Source organism: Polaromonas sp. P4_F9, assembly GCF_056401235.1.
This window is the reverse complement of sequence record NZ_JBFUJT010000011.1, coordinates 133,426-153,690: the sequence shown is the minus strand read 5'-3', so window position 1 is coordinate 153,690 and position 20,265 is coordinate 133,426. Positions and strand designations below refer to the sequence as shown.

The following is a 20,265-nucleotide window of genomic DNA, read 5'->3' as shown; positions in this document are numbered from 1 at the left end:
CACTCGGCTAAGGTTTTTCCTTTTCAGCGGCCCATCATGCCAATGTGCCGCACTTCGCCTCTCGGTCACTCCTTGCGGATGTCGAATAGTTCCAGAGCCTCGTCGACAAGAAAGAAACCGGTGCTGCTTCCGCCGCGCGTTTTTGCATCAAATCGCACTACGCGGCCAAGTTCAGGCGCGTACCACGCATTGGCGGTGTATGCCGCGTGAGTCCAAGTCCTGGCGAAACTTCCCCGTTCTGTAAACCCGGTGAACTCGACCCGCATGATGCGAAACTCTCGGTCGCCAATGCGCATTGTCGACTCATCAGTTGCGCGGGCCGTGACGTTCATTCCGATTCGCTGGTTTTGTATCCGGGTTTCGTACTGAAGCTGCCATGTCTGCCCGCGCTCCGGTGTCTTGGTTATCCAGCCGCCCGGCGGCATTGCCAACTCATATTCCCCGGCAATGGCGCTGACGAGTGTGACAACCTCGCCACCGGCCCGCTCCACCCGGCCTCCCTGGTTGAAGATCAGTTGGTCTCCATCAATGCGGTCCAGCCGGTACCTGATGTTCTGCGTCAATCCGGTGGTTCGATCGCGCAGCCGATACTCGAAGACTTGCGCATCTCTTGCCTGGGTGGTCGCGGCGGATTTGCGTTCACTGCGCGCGGCCAGCGCTGCCGCTGCGCGCGCAGGGACTTCGGCAATCCAGGTGGCCGGCAAGGCGAAATTCAGGTTTTGTGAATCGCGCAAGGCAAAGGTGGTGATGCCAATCAGACGGCCTTGCGCGTCGAAAAGGCCGCCGCCGCTGGAACCAGGCGAAATGGGTACTGTGATTTGCAGCGCGACGAACTCATCGTTGTCTGTACGACGGATGCCAGACAGAAGACCATCGCTGATCGTCATTTCCAGCCCGCGCGGATTTCCAATGGCATAGACCCGGGAGCCGATTTTCGGCGTTTCCGCAGGAGCTATGGTGACCGGCGGCGCGTTGAAATTTGCCACCTTGAGCTGGCACAGGTCGCGCGCGGCGTCTGCGTGTTCCAGGGTGGCACCGTAAGCGACGTTATCGCGTGTCACCGAAACCTTGCGTGCCTTGGCCAGCACATGGCAATTTGTTATGAGCGAGCCGGCTCGAATGACAACCGCGCTGCCTGAAGCAATTGGCTTTCCCGCGTCATCAAAGGTCTTGACGACCCAAATACTGGGTGACAGGCGCTCGAAGAGCTGTTCCGCGCCCGGTGTTGCATTTTGCGCAAGGACATTGCAGCCAACAAGAAACAGGCCTATGCCGCGAAGCATGAATTGAAATATCACAGTGCGCCTCATGGAGCGTTCGGTTTATCGTGCGGGAGGCAGCAGGCCGCTCAGGTCGTCGAGCGTCGCAGGGCCGGATGCGCGGGTTCGTTCATTGGTGCTGCGCCCTGCGGTGTTGTTCACAGCACTGGCGCGCGGTGCGCTTGGCAGCAGGCCGCTCAGGTCGTCGAGCGTCACGGGGCCGGATGCGCGGGTTCGTTCATCGGTGCTGCGCCCTGCGGTGTTGTTCACGGCAATGGCGCGCGGCGCGCCTGGCACGAGTGGAATTGCGCCGGTATAAGCCAGGTGAGGTAGTTGTTGTATTGCCGTGCTTTCGCTTTGAAGGGTCAGCCTGGGGTGGCCCACAAAGAGGCCCATCGTGATGCTGGTCTGCACGTAGGTCGTGTTGCCTTCCACCAGTTCGGCGTCCAGAGTCGTTTCGATTTCAGTGCGAGCACTGACTGTGTATCTGCCTGCCGTGCGGTCAACAAAGAAAAAACCTTGGGGTTGCGACTTGCCGATAACTTCTCCATTGAGTTTGATGTCCGGCTGGACTGCCCCCCCGAGACCGCCCGGGCGGTAGACCACCAGGCGTCCATAACCCGAGCGCAGGGTAGGGAAGCTGGCCTCGACTTCGGCATATCGGGGGCCAGTGGCCGCACAACCGGTAAGAAACATCGCTACAGCAATGACAAGTAGTCGAAAAATCTGCATCAATGCTCCCCGGTTTGTTGTTGGAATCGCGCGAGTCTAGCATTCAGTCGGCCTGATGAATGGCCTGGAAGAAGCATGCCCTGGGGTGGGCTTTGCGCAAGGCAAAAACACAGGCGGGGCCGAACCCGCCAAGGCGTTTGCAAGGCCAAGCGGCTCCCTCCTCATCACCCATTCGCATTTGAAAAAATAGCGAAATAGCGTTAACAAGCCCTAGCCCAGGCTTTTGCGCAGCCAGTCGGCAAATGCCGTGCATTCCCAGCGGTCCATGGTGCCGGTGCGCCAGCACAGGTAGTGGGCGTGCGGGCTCGCAATGTTGCTGCCGAAGACGGCGTTATTGCCCAGGCGCACCAGCGAGCCGTTGTCCAGCCAGGGCGCACCCAGCTTGAGGCGGACGAGCGCGATGCCCATGCCCGCCGCGGCCGCATCGCACATGAGGCCGATGTCATTGAACTGGGAACCGTCTTGCGGCTCGGGCCAGTCCAGGTTGTTGGCGGCAAACCAGGTGCGCCAGGGCTCCAGCGGGGAGCGCAGCAGGCTTTCGCCTTCCAGGTCTTCGGCTGTTTCAAAGGGCCCGTGCTCGCGTACAAAGGCCGGCGAGGCCAGCGGGGTGATGTCGTCACTGGCCAGGCACACATGTTCCAGGTCGGCATAGCGCCCGGTGCCGAAGCGCACGATCAGGTCGGCGTCCTCGGCCACCACGTCCAGCAGGGGAATGGATACCTGCAAGGTCAGGTCAATCTCGGGATAGGCCTCGGTAAATTGCCGCAACCGCGGAATCAGAATGGAACGTGCAAACGTGGGCGTGACCGCCAGCCGCAGCTTGCGTTTGCCGGGCGTGCCGTTTTGGCCCGCAGTGCCCGGGAACTTCTGCAGTGTGGCGAGGCCCTCGCGCACATGCGCCAGGTATTCACTGCCTTCGGTGGTCAAGGAGAAATCGGCGCGGCCAAACAGCTTGGTGCCGATGATTTGCTCGAGCTGCTTGACCCGGTGACTCACGGCGCTGGGCGTGACGCAGAGTTCCTCCGCCGCCTGGGTCACGCTGCGCAGCCGCGCCAGCGCTTCAAATGTCAGCAGGCATTGAATGGGTGGAATTCTCGCCGGCGCGGCCATGGTGGTTACTTGAATATGACGGTCTTGTGGCCATTGAGCAGCACGCGGTGCTCGCTGTGCCACTTGACGGCGCGCGCCAGCACCTGGCTTTCGGTGTCGCGGCCCATGGCTGTCAGGTGTTCGACGGTCTTGCTATGGTCCACGCGCGCCACGTCCTGCTCGATGATCGGGCCTTCGTCCAGGTCGCCCGTCACATAGTGGGCGGTCGCGCCTATCAGTTTCACCCCGCGGTCATGCGCCTGGTAATAGGGCTTGGCGCCCTTGAAACTCGGCAAGAAGGAGTGATGGATATTGATCGCGCGGCCGGCCAGTTTGCGGCACAGGTCGTTGGAAAGGATCTGCATGTAGCGCGCCAGCACCACCAGCTCGGCGCCCTCCGATTCGATGATTTCCAGCTGCTTGTCTTCGACCTGGGTCTTGGTCGCGACGGTCACCGGGAAATGGTGGAAAGGGATGTTGTAGCTGGCGGCCAGCTGGTAGAACTCCCGGTGGTTGGACACGATGGCGCGGACGTCCAGCGGCAGCAGGCCCGACTTGCAGCGAAACAGCAGGTCATTCAGGCAATGGCCCTCCTTGCTGACCATGATGACCGTGCGCATGGGCTGCGTGGTTGCGTGCAGCTTCCAGTTCATCTGGAACGGCTCGGCAAAGCCCTTGAGCTGCTGCGACAACTCCTCGTGCGTCAGCTGGTCACAGGCAAATTGCACCCGCATGAAAAACAGGCCCGTGTCATGGTCGTTGTACTGGGCGGCTTCTTCAATGTTGCCGCCGTTCTGCAGCAAAAAACCGGAAACGGCGTGAACAATGCCCCTACGGTCCGGGCAGGACAGGGTCAGGATATATGCGTGGTTCATAGGGGATGAATTGTCGCAGGCTCCGCCACCGCTCGCCTGATCCGCCCGGAATCCCGGGTGCCGGGGAGGCGCAAAAGTGCCGGATGCAAGATTACACCTTTACCCATCCCTTATTCCCCTCTCTCATTCTCCATCCCGACGCAGGAGCGCATGGCTTGTCAGTATGGAGCCCGCGGTTCAGAAGCGCTTGAGCAGCTTCGGACAAACGACAGAGGCGAAGCGTCCCGCGAGCCGCAGCCTGCAGGGCCACGGAAGCTACACGCAGCGAGCGAGCGTGGGAGCTCTCCAACCCAGCAGGGGCCGCGGGACTGGCTTTGCCAGACCGCAGGCGCAGCGGCCCCCTCGGGGGGCAGCGCAGTACACGCAGTGACAAGCGTGGGGGCCTTATTTATGCAAGCCTGCGCAGTAGTCCATATCGGGGAGTGCGGGCGTGCCCCAGACGCTGTCGAAGGCGTCCGCTTTTTCGGGCGTGGCGTTGCCTGCGCGCAGGCGAATGGCACGGACCTTGAATTCCGCGGGCAGGTGCTGCGGCACGCCCACGGTGCGGTCCACATGACCGCTGCCGGCCAGCAACACCACTACCTTGCCGGGCAGCGCTGCCTGGCTCAGGGTTTGGGCCATGGTGATGTCCCTGGCGATCTGGATGCGTGTCATGGGCGTGATCTGGCTCTCGGGCAGCAGATTGCAATGGCCCATGCGAATCAGCTGCTGCTGTGCCTTCAGGGCCGGGCCGGGCAATTGAACGTCGAGCTTGCTGTCGTCCATGCTGCTTTGCATCTGCGCGCGCGGCAGGTTGGCGCCCAGCACCGGCACGCCGGCGCGCACGGCCGTCATCACGGCCGGTCCGTACGCCGTCCAGGGCCAGGCTTTGTCGTTCCATTTCAGCGTATAGCGTGTCTGTTCTTCGGAGGCGCTGGGCAGGAGAGTGGCGGTGCTCACCCCGGCATCGGCCATTTCCAGCGCCAGAGCCCCCAGCAGGCCGCGTTGCGCCAGGTGCGCGATGACTTGCTGCGCTACCTGCTGGTGTTCTGCGGCATCGTGTTGTTCGCCGATCAGCAGTGCGTCAATGGGCAGCAGGGCATCGAGCCGGGCGGCGGTGGCTGCGGCAGTGCTGCCGCTGGCGGGCTGGAGGATGGGCGCTTCCGGAGGGCCGGGGCGGCTGGCACAGCCCATCGTCAGCGCCACGGCGGCAGCACAGACCAGCGCGCCGGTGAAGCCTGACGAAGCTGACACGGCTGGCAAAGCCGGCAAAGGGAAATGAAACATCGGTGGATACTAATGCCTTCGGCCCGGCTCCGCCCGGCATGCTTTTCCCTTGTCATTTTCCGCTTACACGTCCATGCTTCCTGACGCAGCCAAACGCCTATCGTCCTTGCTTCGATCTCCGCCGGTTTGCGTCATCCTGACGCTGCTGATCGCCTGGGCCGCGGCCGCTCTGTGCGTCATGTTGCGCACGCCCCTGCCATGGATGATCGGGCCGTTGCTGGTGACCGCCGCATGTTCCATGCTGGGCGGCGCCACGGCCAGCTGGACGCCGCTGCGCAATGCCGGCCAGTGGATTATTGGCTGCGCGCTGGGGCTTTACTTCACACCGCAGGTGGTGGCGCTGGTGGCCGGCCTGTGGTGGGCGATTGCGCTGAACATTGCCTGGGCGCTGTTGTTGGGCCTGGCCTTTGGTGAGTGGCTGTATTGGGTGCATCGCGGGCCGGGGCCGACCGCCATGGCCGGCCAGCAGCAGCCTGCGCCCCGGCCATCATGGGGTGCCCGATTTCATGTGGCGGGCTTGTCGCGCATCACGACCTACTTCGCCGCCCCCATAGGCGCGGCCTCCGAAATGACCCTGATGGGCGAGCGCCATGGCGCGCAGACGGACCTGGTGGCGTCGGCACACAGCCTGCGCGTGCTGCTGGTGACGCTGATCATTCCCTTTGGCTTTCAGTGGGCCGGCCTGCATGGGCTGGATACCACGCTCCCGGGTGCCCGGGACGTTCACTTGCCGGGGCTGGCGCTGCTGGCTGGACTGACCGGCATCGGCTGCTGGGCCATGCTCAAACTGGACCGCGCCAACCCCTGGTTCATCGGTGCGCTGGTGGTGTCTTTGCTGCTGACCGCGTGTGACGTGACGCTGTCGGCCATCCCGCAGCCCCTGACCAATGCCGCGCAGCTCGTGATCGGCATCAGCCTGGGCGTGCGCTTTACCCGCAGTTTTGTGCATCTGGCGCCGCGCTGGCTCGGCTCCGTGGCGCTGGCGACTGTCGGGATGATGGTGTTGTGTGCCGGCTTTGCCTGGATGCTGGCACGGTTCAGCAGCCTTCATTGGGCCACGCTGCTGCTGGGCACCTCGCCGGGCGGCATTGCCGAGATGGCCATCACGGCCAAGGTGTTGCAGCTGGGCGTTCCTGTCGTGACGGCCTTTCACGTCACGCGGCTGGCGGCGGTGCTGTTGCTCGCCGAGCCGATGTACCGCTGGATGTACCAGGAGCGCCCCGCAGCGCAGTCTGAAAGCCCACCCGCTGAATGACAAGAAAAGGGGACAGCGAGCGAGCGTGGCGCTCACGTGGCGCTCACCCCACCAGCAGGGGCCGCGGAACCGGCTTAGCCGGGCCGCAGGCGCAGCGGCCCCCTCGGGGGGCAGGGAGCTACACGCAGTGAGCGACCGTGGGGGCCTTAGTGCAACGAGATGGGCGTGTTAGCCAGCCCGCTATAGCCTTCGAGCGTGTCTTCGATTTCTTCCTGGGTCGGTGTGTTTTTCGCCCAGGCACTGAGGCGCTCCTGGAACATTTCTGCCCACGAGCCGTCAAGGTACACCTCTTTGCCTGATCGTTTGTCCACGATTTCAAAGCCGTGGCGCGCCAGCTGGGGAACGGCGGGCGCTGGCGCAGATTCTTCGGGCGCGTTCGCGTGAATCTGGACCACTACAAAAGAGTCGGAGTCGTAGAGCATGTGCATGGTGATGTCCTTCGCCTTTACATAGCAACGTTGGTGCCAGGTTTCAAGAGGACAGGGTAGGCCTCAATACGCCGCATAAGAAGGCAAAAAGTCACGCCGCGGCGTTTATGGCCATTTGCGCGGCGGTTTTCAGAATTTATTCACGGTATTGAGCTGCTGGTCGACAAAATCGCCGTTGTACTGGGTTATTTTGCTGCGCACCGGCAGGTAGCCCAGCGAGGGCGCGTACCAGATTTCGACTTTCTGATCGTATTCACGGCGCGGCAGGCGCGTGAGCCTGAGGGCGACGATGTCCCCGAAAGGCAGGCTGACGCTTTCCTCGGCCTCCACCCGAAAGGTCCAGGTGTCCGCATCGCGCGGTCCCACGGTGTACAGCGAAATGCTGGAGCCGACCGGAAAGCTGGCCGGCTTGCCTGCCAGCATGCCGCCCAGCTGTAAAAACACGCTCACCCGGTCCTGGGCGCCCTTGACCCAGGGGGCGGCGGGCGTGTTGGCGCTGAAGGTGATGCGGGCTTTGTCGGCCTCGAAATGGGCAGCCACCTCGCTTCTCGATTTATCCGAAAAGCGCGTGGGCGCCAGCCCCTCGGCGCCCACCTGGCCACTGCTGGCCATGCTGCGCGAGCCCAGAAACAGCGCGCTCACGGTCATGCGGGCGTCATAGCTGCCGCCCGCCTGATGCCAGCCGAGTTCGGCGTTCGCGTGGTAGGTCATGCCCTTGGCCTGGCCGGTCATCTTGTAGGCCAGCCTGACGCTGGGCGGCAGGGCTATGGCGGTCACCGGTGTCAAGCTGGCGCCGGCGGGTGGCGGTGGCGCCGCGGGCTCCGGCGGTTTATTGGCCGTTGAATCCGTTGCGGCGGTTGCATCGGTCGTTGGGAGCGGCACGCTGTCTGCGCTGGACGAGGCAGGAGATTCGCTGCCCGCGAGTGAGTCGGGGGCTTGAGGCGCTGCAGAATCAATAGCAGGCTGCGCAGGTACATCAGCGGCTACAACCTCATTTTCTTTAACAGGAACAGAAGGTCTTTTGGGCTTGACTGGCGCCTTGACCGCGGGCTTGACCGCAGGAGGCGCGGCTGGCGGGGGAAGCACTTTGGCCGGTGGCGGGACCTCAATGCTGCGCGTGACAAATGCCGGCGCGGTGCGGCTGCGGGTGGATGCCGGGTCCGTTTCCGGGCCAAACCGGTCGGGCGTCGTTCGCAGCAGCAGCGTGTGTACGGCGAGCACCAGCACGGCCAGCATGCCCAGCGTTCGCCAGGGGGGTGCAGTGCGCGAAACCCCCGAAGCCACCCCTGGTGCTGCCAGCACGCTGTTCATGCCCCTGTGAACCCCAGATCGCTGGAAAGTTGCCGGGCGGCTGCCGCCAGTGGCCGGGCCACCGCGCCGTCCCAGGCCGGATCAAACGTGGCCAGCGAGCCCAGCGCCACCATGCCCAGCGCCAGGTGGCCATCGGCATCAAACACCGGCGCACAGAAACCGGCCACGCCGGGCAGCAGGGTGTCCACGACGCGCGCCACGCCACGCCGGCGCACTTCTTCCAGCAGCGCGGTCGCCTCGGCCATGCTGGTGGGCAGGTCCTTGCGTCCCAGCTTTTGGGTGCGTGCCAGCTCCTCCTTGAGCAATGCGGCCAGCCGGTTCTGCGGCGCATGCTGGTTCAGCATGAAGGCCGCAAAGCACAGGCCGGTGGCCGATGACAGCAGCGGCATCACGTCGCCTAGGCGCAAGTTGACGGTGATGGCCTGGGGCGACTCCTCCCAGTGAACAATGGTCGGGCCCTGGTTGCCCCAGACCGCCAATGCCAGGGTCTGGCCGATCTGCTCCGTCAGCGGCTGCAGGCGCTGACGCGCCAGCTTCACGCTGTCAAGCCTGGAAAGAGAAGCGAGCCCTAACTTGAGTGCAGTTGGCCCCAGGTCGTAGCGCGTCGAGCCGGCATCCTGCGTGACCAGCCCGAGGCGCTGGAAGCTCACCAGATAGCGGTGCGCCTTGGCTGCGCTCATGCCCGCCGCCGCCGCCAGGTCGCGCAGCATCAGCGGACCGGATGCTGCGGCCAGCACCCCCAGCAGGCTGAACCCAACTTCCACCGACTGAATGCCCGCGCGCTGGGGCGGCAGATCGGTGAGTGGCGCAGCAGGCGGCGCAGCAAGCGGGGTGTCGAGGGAGCCAGGAGGAGCGTTCATGAAAGTGAGAGAATTTAGAATTACATTTAGGTAAATTAATTTCACTTATCGTAACGCGAAACAATGATTTTCAGGTTTTGAGGCGTTCCCCGGGCTGTGGCAGGTGCCGCGAAGCGCCGGAGCCTCTCGGGGACGGCACAATCCAGTGTGCTTTTTGCGATGCAACACTGAAGAAAACCCGCCAGCCACCCAATCAGGACATTGATGAAACTCGCCACTTACAAAGACGGTTCCCGCGACGGCCAGCTCGTTGTGGTGTCGCGCGATCTAGCCACCGCCCATTATGCGACGGGCATCGCCACCAGGCTGCAGCAGGTGCTGGACGACTGGAACTTCATGTCGCCCCAACTGCAGGATCTGTACGAGACGCTCAACAACGGCAAGGCGCGCCACGCCTTTCCGTTTGAGCCGGCGCTATGCATGGCGCCGCTGCCGCGTGCCTACCAGTGGGCCGACGGCTCGGCCTTCATCAACCATGTGGAGCTGGTGCGCAAGGCCCGCAATGCGGAAGTGCCGGCTTCTTTTTACATCGACCCGCTGATGTACCAGGGCGGCAGCGACGACTTCGCCGGCCCCTGCGACAGCGTGGTGGTTGCCAGCGAAGAATTCGGCATCGACTTTGAAGCCGAAGTCGCCGTGATCACGGCCGATGTGCCCATGGGCGCCACGCCCGAGCAGGCGCTCGAAGGCATACGCCTCGTGATGCTGGCCAACGACGTGTCGCTGCGCAACCTCATACCCGACGAGTTGGCCAAAGGCTTCGGCTTTTTCCAGAGCAAGCCGGCCACGGCCTTCAGCCCGGTGGCGGTGACGCTGGATGAACTGGTGTTCAACGGAGAAAATGCCTGGGACAAGGGCCGTCTGCACATGACGCTGCAAAGCACCTGGAACGGCCGCAAGGTTGGCATGTGCGAGGCCGGGCCCGAGATGACCTTTCACTTCGGGCAGCTGATTGCCCACATCTGCAAAACCCGCAATGTGCGCGCCGGCAGCATTGTGGGGTCGGGCACCGTGAGCAACAAGGACTGGAGCCACGGCTACAGCTGCATTGCCGAAAAGCGTGCGATTGAAACCATCGAGGACGGCAAGCCCAAAACGCCGTTCATGAAGTTTGGCGACACCATCCGCATCGAGGTCAAGGGCAAGGATGGGCTGTCGGTGTTTGGTGCGATTGAGCAGAAGGTTGCGCCGCTGCGTTAAGCCGATTCAACCTGAAATCCCCGCCGGGGGAGGGGCGGTTTACGGGTGGCCGAGCTGCGCCACAAAGAGCTTCAGGCCGCGCAGCAGCATTTCCACCGAGATGGCCACCAGGATCAGCCCCATCAGCCGTTCAAAGGCCATCATGACGCGGTCGCCTGCGATGCGCTGAATCCGTTCGGACAGCACTAGCACCACCGCGCACACCACCATGGTCACGCTCAGCGCGGCAATCCATTCCAGCCGCCGCGCCGGAGCCTGCGAGACCAGCAGCATCACCGTGGCCAGGGCCGAGGGGCCTGCCAGCCCCGGAATGGCCAGCGGCACGATCAGCGGCTCACCCTGCAGGGGCGCGGCCTCCGGCTGGTCCGAGGGGAAAATCATGCGCAGCGCAATCAGGAACATCACCACGGCGCCGGCGATTTGCAGCGACAGGTCGCTCAGGTTCATCAGGCGCAGAAAGCCGTCGCCGACAAACATGAAGGCCAGCAACAGCAGGAAGGCAATCAGCACCTCCCGCAGGACGACGCGCATGCGGCGCTCGGGGGCTACGCCGCGCAGGGCGTTGACAAAGATGGGAATGTTGCCCAGCGGATCCGTGATCAGCAGCAGCAACACGGTGGCTGAAGCGAAGGTGTAGGCCATGGCGGCTGCGTGACAGGTGGTTGGAGATCAGGGAGATCAGAGGGCGAACGAACCGGGGGGCGCAACGCTCAGCTGGCGTAGAGCGCGTCCAGCGAGCGCAAGCCCTTGATTTCGATGGGATTGCCAAACGGATCGCAAAAAAACATCGTCCATTGCTCGCCGGGCTGGCCTTCAAAGCGCACCTGCGGCGCCAGCACGAATTCGGTGTGGGCCGCCTGGAGGCGCTGGGCCAGGGCCTGCCAGTCGGGCAGGGCCAGGACCAGCCCGAAGTGGGGCATGGGCACCAGCTTGTCGCCCACATGGCCGGTGCGCTCCGTCCTGAACGGCTCACCCAGGTGCAGTGAAATCTGGTGGCCAAAAAAGTCGAAGTCGACCCAGGTGTCGGTAGATCGGCCCTCGGTGCATCCCAGGACGCCACCATAAAAGCCGCGTGCGAGGTCCAGGTCCCTGACATTGAAGGCAAAGTGAAACAGGCTTTTCATGGCGCCAGTTTAGCGGGCGGTTGCCCGCCGTTCCCTGAAGATGCCCAGTGCGCTGGGTGTGCTATCAAATAAATAAAAACCGGAATGAGGCGGGCTGCAACCCTCTCCGATCGATGGATTCGCAAAATGCCCTTCTTGTGCCAACCCCCTGTCCCATGGGGTCCGGCGTGGCGCCGGCGTATCTCTGGCGTATAAAAAACCGGTTGACGTCCCGCCATGGCGTTGCACAATGAAGGCGCATCCTGGCCTCATCCCGTGAGGCTCATGGCATGGCAACCTATCCGGACCACACAATATTGCCAACTCGGCAGGAGACAACCATGAGTGACGCAGACAACAATTCCTTTGCCGGTTTCGGCAAGCTTGTGCCCGGTTTTGACTTCCTGCAAAACCTGGCCAGGCAGGCGGCCGACAGTGCGACGCAAAGCATTCCGCAGTTGCCCAAGCTGGGGAGCTGGGTCGCGCCCACGCTCAATGTGGAAGAACTGGACAAGCGCATCGACGAACTCAAGGCGGTGCAGTTCTGGCTGGACCAGAATGCCACCGCGCTCAAGGCCACCATTCAGGCGTTGGAGGTGCAGAAGATGACCCTGGCGACGCTCAGGGGCATGAACTTCAACATGGGCGATGTGGCCAACGCCTTCAAGCTCAAGGTTGCCGACAGCGTGGCCGATAAGGGCAAGACGTTTTCCGGGCTGGAGATCCCGCCTTCGGCTTTTAACGGCCATCAGGCAAGTGCACAAGCCAGCGAAGACACGGCGGCAAAAGCCGGGGCCAAGGCCAAGGCAAAAGCCAAAGTAGCGGCAGCCAAGTCTCCCGATGCGGCCGCTGCCGCGGGCGGCGTGGTCGACCCGATGCAATGGTGGGGTGCCCTGACCCAGCAGTTCCAGACCATTGCAGCGGATGCCATGAAAGATGTCGCCCGAAAGACCGCCGTGGACACCACCAAAAGCATGGCCGCCGGGCTGGCCAAGGATGCCGTGAAAACGGCCACCGACATGGCCACGGGCCTGGCCAAAGGCATGGCTGAAAGCGCCGGAAAAACGGTGGCGGGTGGGGCGCGCGCCGCGATGAACACCGCGCTGCGCAGCGCCCAGGACTGGCCTACACCGGCTTCCATGGCGTCGTCGGCTGCAAAATCCCCGTCAAGCCCCAAGGCCAAAACGCCGGCGCGCAAGACCGCGCGCAGTACGGTCCGAAAAACCACGCGCTGAATTCGTCTGCCGGGATCCCATGAAGCTTTTTCCCTATGGCCATGCCACCCATCCGCAATGGCAGATGGCGGCCGGCCTTGCGCTGGCTCAGTTGCGTGCCCACATGGCCTTGCCCGCGTATGCCCATGCGCCCACCCTGGCCCTGCTCTACATCACCGACCATTACGCCGTCCATGCGCAGGACATCCTCGATCACCTGAGCGCCGAGTTGCCCGACATCACCGACTGGAGCGGCACGGTGGGCGTGGGCATCGCGTCGAACAATGTCGAGTACTTTGACGAGCCCGCGCTGGCGGTGATGTTGTGCGAACTGCCGCACGACCAGTACCGCGTGTTCTCCGGCGTGTCGCCGCTGCCGCCTGCGGCCAGCGGCCGTTTCAAGGCGCATACCGCCCTGGTGCATGCCGATGCCGGCACGCCCGACGTTGCCGAACTGATTGCCGAGATGGCCCAGCGTACCGAGAGCGGTTACGTCTTTGGCGGCCTGGCGTCGAGCCGCTCCAGCACTGTGCAGTTTGCCTTCAGCGGCCATGGCAACGTCAAGGGGCATGGCGCGGCCGGCGGCGTGTTCAACGGGGGCCTGAGTGGCGTAGCGTTTGCACGCGATCTGTCAGGCGGGATGGCGCTGATGTCACGCGTCACGCAAGGCTGCCAGCCCGTCTCGGCGAATCACGACATCACCGCCTGCGAGAGCAATGTGGTCACCGGGCTGGATGGCCAGCCGGCGCTGGATGTGCTGTTGGAGGACCTGGGCGTATCGCTGGACCAGCCACGCGAGGCGCTGGCCAAGGTGCGCACGACCCTGGTGGGCCTGAGCCGCCCCGAGGACAGCCTGCATGACGCCCGCAGCCGGCGGGCGGGCCAGTTTGGCGCGGAAGTCGTGGTGCGCCACCTGATCGGGCTGGATCCTGCGCGCAAAGGCGTCGCGATAGCCGACATCCCCCACGTGGGCATGAAGCTGGCTTTTTGCGAACGCAACGCGCAGGCCGCGCGTGCCGACCTGATCCGGGTCTGCGCCGAAATCCGCGAAGAGTTGGAGCCTGAAGAAGTCACGCTGGATGTCGCCAGCGCCCTCAGTGGAGTGCCAGCCGACGCAGCGCCGCATCCGGCCCGGCGAATCGCCGGCGCCATTTATGTCAGCTGCTCGGGCCGTGGCGGCCCGCATTTTGGCGCGCCCAGTGCCGAGCTGCAGATTGTGCGGCGAGCGCTGGGCGACGTGCCGCTGGTGGGCTTCTTCGCGGGCGGCGAAATTGCGCGCCACCACCTGTACGGCTACACCGGCGTGCTGACGGTGTTTGCGGCCACGGACTGACACGCGTTCTTCGATGGGAACGCGTTACATGTCGCAGGCGAGATGGGACGCCGCTACCCACCAGCAGGGGCCGCAGAGCTGGCTTCGCCAGTCTGCAGGCGCCGTCCCCTGCAAGGGGAGAGGCCGCTACGCGAAGTGAGCGGCAACAGGGGTGTGCCCTATTCAACGCCTCAGCGCCGCAAACGCCTCAAACTCCCAGCTCCGCATGGCCAGCAGCAGGGTATAGCCCTCGCGGTCCCTGGCGGCCAGTTTCTGGTCGGCCTGGTGTTGCTGCGCGAAGTCTTGCGCCACACGCTGCATGCGCTCCAGAAACGAGGGCGCCAGGCTGCGGCTGATGGAGCCATGCACCAGCAGCAGGCCTTCACCGCCGCCATCGAAGCCGCCTGAAAAGTAGTCCAGCAAGGCGTTGTCGCGAAAGTAGTCCATCACCGGGCCGTGTGGGCGCCAGCGGAAGGTCTTGGCAAGTTTGAGCCGGTAGCGGTTCAGCGGTTTGAGTTCGATGATGCCGATGCGGTCCAGCTGCGCCAGGTATTTGATGCACTCGGCCTCCGACAGGCGGTAGCACTCCGTCATCTGCTCCAGCGTCCATTGGGAGAGCACGCAAATCGCGGCCAGCAAAAGCTTCTTGTCGGCCACCACTGCCTTTTCCTGCGCTTCGGTGAGCTCCGCCAGCAGCGGCTGGGTGTCGGCGACGCGCCTGGCGAGTTCGGCAAAGTCCAGTTTCAAGGCACGGCAAATGGCGTCGATGCGCGACAGCGGCATGTCGCCTTTGGCCAGCATGCGCTTGACGCTGGACTCGGCCATGCCGAGGGCCCGGGCCAGGTCGGCATAGGTCATCTGCGCAGATTTGAGTTCCTTCTTCAGGACCATGACCAGGTCAGCGCTTGTGCTCATTGGAAAAACTCCTTGGAAAACTCTCTGGTATTGATTATCGATACTTCAAGTCGTAAAAATTCAGTTTGTATCGATATCTGGAGGGATTTTCAGCTTGTGCGCCCAGACTGCACCCACTTATATTGAAAGGACTTCCACCATGTTCCAACTTGAAAAACCCGAGCGCCTGCTGTTGGGCGCTGTGCTGGTGTTGCTGGTCGTGGCCATCGTCGGCCCGCCTGTGGCGCAGCCGGCGCACCTGCATGACCTTGCCGATCAGCGAGCGTGGGGGCGCATTCCCTTCGCCCTCGATGTGCTGAGCAACCTGCCGTTTGCGCTGTGGGGTGCGGCAGGCCTGAGCTGTCTCGCGTGGCGGCGTCGGGTTGCAGGGCCGGCCGGCGGCATGGCGCAACACGGCCTGGCGGCCCTGTTCTTTATCGGCCTGCTGGCCACGGCGGCAGCATCCGCCTGGTATCACTGGCAGCCGGATGACCGGGGCCTGGCGATTGACCGCCTGGGCATGGTCGTTGCATTTGCGGGCTTGTTGGGGCTGGCGGCTGCCGGGCGCGCCAGTGCCCGCGCGGGCGTCGCCCTCGCCGCGGCGGTGCTGGTGCTGGGGCCCTTGAGCGTCGGGGTCTGGCTGGCCTCAGGCAATGCGCTGCCGTGGGGCCTCCTGCAATTCGGCGGCCTGGGTTTGATGGTCTGGCTGGCCCGTCTGCCGCCGCTGCCCGGCGAGCCCGCCCATCCTTCAGGGGGCTTGCCCATTCGCTGGGCGCTTGTGATCGCCCTGTATGCGCTGGCAAAGCTGTTTGAATTCGGGGACCAGCTGGTCTTTGACTGGACCGGGCAACTCGTATCGGGCCACAGCCTGAAACATGTGGTGGCGAGCTGTGCCGCCTGGCCGGTGGTTTCTGCGCTGATACCCGCGCAGAAAACCAAGGCAGAATCCCTGCACATCACCGCCTGAGCAAAGAGGCTGCACGGCGAGCGGCCATGTCTCTTGCGTGGCCACAGCAAGAGTTCACAAGCCACAAGCGACAAGTAGCGAGCGAATAAAAGCGAATAGAGGAGTCCAGCATGAGTGTTGATACAAGCGCCCTGGCGCCCCCACCGGCAGCACACGAGCATCCGAACCAGTTCGCGCTGCTGCAGCAGCGCCGCTTTGCGCCTTTTTTCTGGACGCAGTTTTCCGGCGCGGCCAATGACAACCTGTTCAAATTCGCCTTCACCGTGATGGTGACCTACCAGCTCAGCGTGAGCTGGCTGCCGCCGGCGCTGGCGGGGCTGGTGATCGGGGCGCTGTTCATCCTGCCCTTTCTGCTGTTTTCGGCCACCAGCGGGCAGCTCACCGACAAGTTCGAAAAAACCCGCGTGATCCGCTTCGTCAAGAACCTGGAAGTGGTGATCATGCTGATCGCTGCCGCGGGCTTTACCAGCCGCAACGTCAACCTGCAGGCTACGGTGTTGTTGGGCTGCACTTTTTTGATGGGGCTGCACTCCACGCTGTTTGGTCCGGTCAAGTTTGCCTACCTGCCGCAGGCGCTGAGCGAGCGTGAGCTGACCGGCGGCAACGGCATGGTCGAGATGGGCACCTTTGTGGCCATTTTGCTCGGCAACATCGTGGGTGGCCTGATCGTGGCGATACCTGGCGTGGGCCCGCATTATGTGGCGTTGTCCTGCGTGCTGCTGGCATTGGCGGGCCGTGCCGCGGCGCAGTTCATTCCGCTGGCGCCGGCCACCGACCCGGGCCTCCAGATCAACTGGAACCCGGTCACCGAGACCTGGCGCAACCTCAAGCTTGCCAATCAGAACCTGGTGGTGTTCCGCTCCATGCTGGGCATCAGCTGGATGTGGTTTTTTGGCGCGGTCTTCCTGAGCCAGTTCCCGAGTTTCGCCAAGGAGGTGATGCACGGCAACGAGCAGGTCGCATCCCTGCTGCTGGTGGTTTTTTCGATCGGCATCGCGACCGGATCGCTGCTGTGCGAAGTGCTGAGCCGGCGCCACGTCGAGATCGGCCTGGTGCCGCTGGGCGCGATCGGCATGAGCGTCTTTGCGGTAGATCTTTACTTTGCGTCGAGGGGCTTGCCGATGTCGCTCGTTATGGGCCTCGCCAGCTTCATGGCCCAGCCCGCCCATTGGCGCGTGATGGCCGACCTGGCGCTGCTCAGCCTGTTTGCCGGCCTGTACAGCGTGCCCATGTACGCGCTGATCCAGTTGCGCAGCCAGCCCACGCACCGGGCCCGCATCATCGCCGCCAACAACATTCTCAATGCGCTGTTCATGATCGTCAGCGCCATCCTGGCCGGCGTGCTGCTCAAGTCCGGCTTCAGCATTCCGCAGATTTTCCTGTTCGTCGGCCTGGCCAATGCGGTGGTGGCGTTCTACATCTTCCTGCTGGTGCCGGAGTACCTGCTGCGTTTCATCGCGCTGGTCGCCTCGCGCCTGGTTTACCGCTTCAAGATCACGGGCGATGACAACATTCCTGCGCAGGGCGCCGCGGTGCTCACCTGCAACCATGTCAGCTTTGTGGACCCGGTGCTGCTGATGGCCGCCAGCCCGCGGCCGATTTATTTCGTGATGGACCACCGCATTTTCAAAATGCCGGTGCTGGGCTGGCTGTTCAGGCTGGCCAAGGCCATTCCGATTGCGCCGCGCGCGGAAGACCCGGTGGCCTATGAAGCGGCGTTCGAAGCGGCAGCCAAGGTGCTGCGCAATGGTGATTTGCTGGCCATCTTCCCCGAGGGTGGCATCACCAAGGACGGGGAGCTTCAGGTGTTCAAGGCCGGCATCATGAAAATCCTCGAAAACGCCGAGCGTGACGGCCTCCGCGTGCCGGTCATTCCGATGGCCCTGACCAACCTGTGGGGCTCATTCTTCAGCCGGGTGGAGCAGGGTACGGCGATGGTGCGGCCCTTCCGGCGCGGCTTTTTCAGCCGGGTCGGCCTGAATGCCGGGCCAGCAATCGCGCCCGCCGACGTGCAGCCCGAGGCTTTGCGAACACGCGTGGCCGCGCTGATGGATGCCTGAAAGTATCGAAAACCGATACTAAAAGATCATTCAATAATCACTGTATCGGTATCTGTGTCAGTTTTTGGGACGCCGCGGCACATTGGACGCACCGCAACAACCTCAAAGGTCTTTATGCAGACACTGATACACCGTGATTCCCGGCCCCGCCTGACGGCCGCCAATGTGGCCTTCGACGACCATCCCAATGACAAGCGCTTTTCGGTCCGCATCGAAACCGTCACCGTCGACTCGGTGTTTGCCTGGCTGCCGCGGGCGCAACTGGCGGCGCCGGGCCAAACCCCGACAATCGTCAAACTTTAAACCCTGTCATCTTGCCCGACTGCTTCAAACAAAAAGACAAAAAGGAATTCATCATGAGCAAAGGTTTGCGACTCTCCGAAAAATGGTTTCACCGCGGCCTGTGGCTGGTGGCGCTGGTGTTTGCCGGTTTCCTGATCGGGCTGGGCGGCACCGTGGTGGGCGATCTGCCCAAGGTGGAAAAGCGGCTCTCGCTCGACGACTTCATGGACCCGGCCACCACGACTGCCCTGCGCACGGCGATCAAAACCGCCACGCGTGCCGAGCAGGACGCCCAAAGTGCTTTGGAGCAGGCGCAGCTCAAGCGCCGCGCCGCGCAGGCCGACTCGGCGGCGGCCCGTGACACCTTCAACAACTGGCTGGCCACGCGTCATGCCACGCACCTGGCCGACCAGGACCCCGAATTGATCGAACGGACCCGGGCGCTGGACGTGCTGAAATCCCGCGAGCGCGCCACTGGCGTGGCCGTGGAGGCGCAGCAGCAGGCCGCGCTCGATGCCCGGCAGGCGGCCGCACGCGAACGCGGCAAACTCGTCGAACTGCAGGAAGTGGCCCAAAAGCTGCTCAATGCCGAATACCGTCGCGTCGAGTTGCGCGTCTTTTTGTACCGCCTGGCGCTGACTTTGCCGCTGCTGGTGGCCGCCGGCTGGCTGTTTGCAAAAAAACGCAAGAGCACGTACTGGCCCTTTGTCTGGGGCTTCATCATCTTTGCGCTGTTTGCCTTTTTCGTTGAGCTGGTCCCCTACCTGCCCAGTTACGGTGGCTATGTGCGCTACATCGTCGGCATTGTGGTGACGGCGCTGGTGGGGCGGCAGGCGATTATTTCGCTCAATCGCTACCTCGAAAAACAGAAGCTCGCGGAGCAATTACCCGACGCGCAACGCCGTGAAGAGTTGAGTTACGACACGGCGCTGACGCGGTTGTCCAAGGCTGTTTGCCCGGGATGCGAGCGGGCGGTAGACCTCAAGAACCCGGAGATCGATTTTTGCCCGCATTGCGGTATTGGCCTGTTTGACCACTGCTTCAAATGCACCACCCGCAAGAGCGCTTTTGCCAGGTTCTGCCACGCCTGTGGCGCCAGCGGCGAGCAGGCCAGGCCCGCGCCACCGGCGACCTCAGCGGCCCCGGCGGCCTGAACTCAGACCGGGCGGCCGAAGAAAGGGTAGGCCGGGTCGTTGTAGCCCGGGCTGGAGGCATGGCCGGGCACCACCAGGCCGTTGATGAAGGCCTCGTCGTCCGGCGTGAGCTTCAGCTCCGTGGCGGCATACACGTCTTCCAGGTGCGCCAGCGTGCGCGGGCCGACGATGACGGAGCTGATCAGGGGGTTGGCCAGCACCCAGGCGGCGGCAAACTGCCCGGGAACCAGGCCCCTGGCTTCGCAGCGGGCCTTGATTTTCTGGGCGATCACCAGCGATTCCTCACGGAATTCGGTTTCCAGGATGCGCCGGTCGCCGCTGCCGGCGCGCGTGCCCTCGGCCGGCGGCTGGCCGGGCGGGTACTTGCCCGTCAATACGCCGCGCGCCAGCGGGCTGTAGGGCACGACGCCCAGGCCGTAATGGCCGCAGGCCGGCAGGATTTCCAATTCCGGCCCGCGGTTGAGCAGGTTGTAATAAGGCTGGCACACGGCCGGTGACGGCACGCCCAGTTCCCGGCACAGGCGGACGATCTCGGCAATGCGCCAGCCGCGGAAGTTGGACAGGCCGAAGCTGCGGATCTTGCCCAGGCGGATCAGGTCGCCCAGCGCACGCACTGCTTCCTCGAGGTTTTCCCCGTGGTAGTCGCGGTGCAGGTACAGGATGTCGAGGTAGTCGGTTTGCAGCCGGGCCAGGATCGCGTCGGTCTGCAGGATCAGCCAGCGGCGCGAGTAATGGCTCTCGTTGACGGCCTCGCTGACCGGGTTGCCGAGCTTGCTGGCCAGCACCCAGTGGTGGCGCTGGCCGGCGAGCAGCTTGCCGACGTCCTTTTCCGACTGGCCCTTGTTGTAGACGTCGGCCGTGTCGATGAAGTTGAGCCCCTGCTCGCGGGCCGAGGCCACGATGCGCGCCGCCTCGTCAGGCGGCGTCTGCTGGCCGAACATCATGGTGCCCAGGCAGAGGGTCGAGACTTTGAGGTTGCTGGTTCCGAGGCGGCGGTATTGCAT

At 63.7% G+C, this 20,265-nt stretch carries 19 protein-coding genes and 1 pseudogene; 8 read left to right on the top strand and 12 right to left on the bottom strand.

The features are described 5' to 3' along the window. Positions 1 to 65 precede the first annotated feature (65 nt). The 5 genes from AC1DUB_RS12080 to AC1DUB_RS12060 form a co-directional block, all read right to left on the bottom strand. Positions 66 to 1,283: a S1C family serine protease gene (locus AC1DUB_RS12080; RefSeq protein WP_477729679.1), complete on the bottom strand. Its 1,218-nt coding sequence runs from the start codon at positions 1,281 to 1,283 to the stop codon at positions 66 to 68. Between the two features lie 39 nt (positions 1,284 to 1,322). After that, positions 1,323 to 1,991 carry a DUF2846 domain-containing protein gene (locus AC1DUB_RS12075; protein WP_477729678.1) on the bottom strand — a complete coding sequence of 223 codons (669 nt, stop codon included), beginning with the start codon at positions 1,989 to 1,991 and terminating at the stop codon, positions 1,323 to 1,325. Positions 1,992 to 2,201: 210 nt separating this feature from the next. Next, positions 2,202 to 3,101: a LysR substrate-binding domain-containing protein gene (locus AC1DUB_RS12070; protein WP_477729677.1), complete on the bottom strand. Its 900-nt coding sequence runs from the start codon at positions 3,099 to 3,101 to the stop codon at positions 2,202 to 2,204. A gap of 5 nt (positions 3,102 to 3,106) precedes the next feature. After that, positions 3,107 to 3,955 carry a formyltetrahydrofolate deformylase gene (gene purU / locus AC1DUB_RS12065; RefSeq protein ID WP_477729676.1) on the bottom strand — a complete coding sequence of 283 codons (849 nt, stop codon included), beginning with the start codon at positions 3,953 to 3,955 and terminating at the stop codon, positions 3,107 to 3,109. Between the two features lie 384 nt (positions 3,956 to 4,339). Continuing rightward, a complete protein-coding gene (locus AC1DUB_RS12060; protein WP_477729675.1) occupies positions 4,340 to 5,188 on the bottom strand; it encodes a ChaN family lipoprotein in 849 nt (282 codons plus the stop codon). Positions 5,189 to 5,294: 106 nt separating this feature from the next. On the opposite strand from AC1DUB_RS12060, the gene AC1DUB_RS12055 reads away from it, so the two are divergent. Then, a complete protein-coding gene (locus AC1DUB_RS12055; RefSeq protein WP_477729674.1) occupies positions 5,295 to 6,476 on the top strand; it encodes an AbrB family transcriptional regulator in 1,182 nt (393 codons plus the stop codon). A 146-nt stretch (positions 6,477 to 6,622) separates the two neighbouring features. Here AC1DUB_RS12055 and AC1DUB_RS12050 read toward each other — a convergent pair whose 3' ends face one another. The 3 genes from AC1DUB_RS12050 to AC1DUB_RS12040 form a co-directional block, all read right to left on the bottom strand. Further along, on the bottom strand, positions 6,623 to 6,904 hold the full coding sequence (locus AC1DUB_RS12050; protein WP_477718902.1) for a BTH_I0359 family protein: 282 nt from the start codon (positions 6,902 to 6,904) through the stop codon (positions 6,623 to 6,625). A gap of 129 nt (positions 6,905 to 7,033) precedes the next feature. Next, complete coding sequence (locus AC1DUB_RS12045) at positions 7,034 to 8,215, bottom strand: DUF3108 domain-containing protein (protein WP_477729673.1); 1,182 nt, start codon at positions 8,213 to 8,215, stop codon at positions 7,034 to 7,036. After that, complete coding sequence (locus AC1DUB_RS12040) at positions 8,212 to 9,009, bottom strand: IclR family transcriptional regulator (RefSeq protein ID WP_477729693.1); 798 nt, start codon at positions 9,007 to 9,009, stop codon at positions 8,212 to 8,214. Before AC1DUB_RS12040 ends, AC1DUB_RS12045 begins: the two co-directional genes overlap by 4 nt. Before the next feature lie 270 nt (positions 9,010 to 9,279). Here AC1DUB_RS12040 and AC1DUB_RS12035 point away from each other — a divergent pair, with 270 nt between their 5' ends. Further along, the gene (locus AC1DUB_RS12035) at positions 9,280 to 10,275 is read left to right on the top strand and encodes a fumarylacetoacetate hydrolase family protein (RefSeq protein WP_477729672.1); all 996 of its coding nucleotides are present in this window, start codon (positions 9,280 to 9,282) and stop codon (positions 10,273 to 10,275) included. A gap of 39 nt (positions 10,276 to 10,314) precedes the next feature. Here the strand turns inward: AC1DUB_RS12035 and AC1DUB_RS12030 are convergent, their stop codons facing one another. Together AC1DUB_RS12030 and AC1DUB_RS12025 are read right to left on the bottom strand one after the other, a co-directional pair. Further along, positions 10,315 to 10,917, bottom strand: coding sequence for a MarC family protein (locus tag AC1DUB_RS12030; RefSeq protein ID WP_477718905.1), 603 nt, complete (start codon positions 10,915 to 10,917; stop codon positions 10,315 to 10,317). A 68-nt stretch (positions 10,918 to 10,985) separates the two neighbouring features. Then, positions 10,986 to 11,399: a VOC family protein gene (locus AC1DUB_RS12025; RefSeq protein ID WP_477729671.1), complete on the bottom strand. Its 414-nt coding sequence runs from the start codon at positions 11,397 to 11,399 to the stop codon at positions 10,986 to 10,988. 320 nt (positions 11,400 to 11,719) lie between these two features. Between AC1DUB_RS12025 and AC1DUB_RS12020 the strand changes: the two genes are divergently transcribed. Together AC1DUB_RS12020 and AC1DUB_RS12015 are read left to right on the top strand one after the other, a co-directional pair. Beyond that, complete coding sequence (locus AC1DUB_RS12020; RefSeq protein ID WP_477729670.1) at positions 11,720 to 12,613, top strand: PhaM family polyhydroxyalkanoate granule multifunctional regulatory protein; 894 nt, start codon at positions 11,720 to 11,722, stop codon at positions 12,611 to 12,613. 19 nt (positions 12,614 to 12,632) lie between these two features. Next, positions 12,633 to 13,925, top strand: a complete 1,293-nt coding sequence (locus AC1DUB_RS12015) for an FIST signal transduction protein (protein WP_477729669.1) — start codon at positions 12,633 to 12,635, stop codon at positions 13,923 to 13,925. A 162-nt stretch (positions 13,926 to 14,087) separates the two neighbouring features. On the opposite strand, the gene AC1DUB_RS12010 is transcribed toward AC1DUB_RS12015, so the two are convergent. Continuing rightward, positions 14,088 to 14,819: a helix-turn-helix domain-containing protein gene (locus AC1DUB_RS12010; RefSeq protein WP_477729668.1), complete on the bottom strand. Its 732-nt coding sequence runs from the start codon at positions 14,817 to 14,819 to the stop codon at positions 14,088 to 14,090. 139 nt (positions 14,820 to 14,958) lie between these two features. On the opposite strand from AC1DUB_RS12010, the gene AC1DUB_RS12005 reads away from it, so the two are divergent. From AC1DUB_RS12005 to AC1DUB_RS11990, 4 genes and pseudogenes are all read left to right on the top strand, one after another. Beyond that, entirely contained in the window at positions 14,959 to 15,765 is an 807-nt protein-coding gene (locus AC1DUB_RS12005; protein ID WP_477729667.1) for a hypothetical protein, read from the top strand. 110 nt (positions 15,766 to 15,875) lie between these two features. After that, on the top strand, positions 15,876 to 17,825 hold the full coding sequence (locus AC1DUB_RS12000) for an MFS transporter (RefSeq protein WP_477729666.1): 1,950 nt from the start codon (positions 15,876 to 15,878) through the stop codon (positions 17,823 to 17,825). 147 nt (positions 17,826 to 17,972) lie between these two features. After that, positions 17,973 to 18,128, top strand: a pseudogene (locus tag AC1DUB_RS11995) (DUF2145 domain-containing protein); the annotation flags it as partial. A gap of 53 nt (positions 18,129 to 18,181) precedes the next feature. Continuing rightward, positions 18,182 to 19,261: a serine endopeptidase gene (locus AC1DUB_RS11990; protein WP_477729665.1), complete on the top strand. Its 1,080-nt coding sequence runs from the start codon at positions 18,182 to 18,184 to the stop codon at positions 19,259 to 19,261. A 2-nt stretch (positions 19,262 to 19,263) separates the two neighbouring features. On the opposite strand, the gene AC1DUB_RS11985 is transcribed toward AC1DUB_RS11990, so the two are convergent. Further along, complete coding sequence (locus tag AC1DUB_RS11985) at positions 19,264 to 20,265, bottom strand: aldo/keto reductase (protein WP_477729664.1); 1,002 nt, start codon at positions 20,263 to 20,265, stop codon at positions 19,264 to 19,266.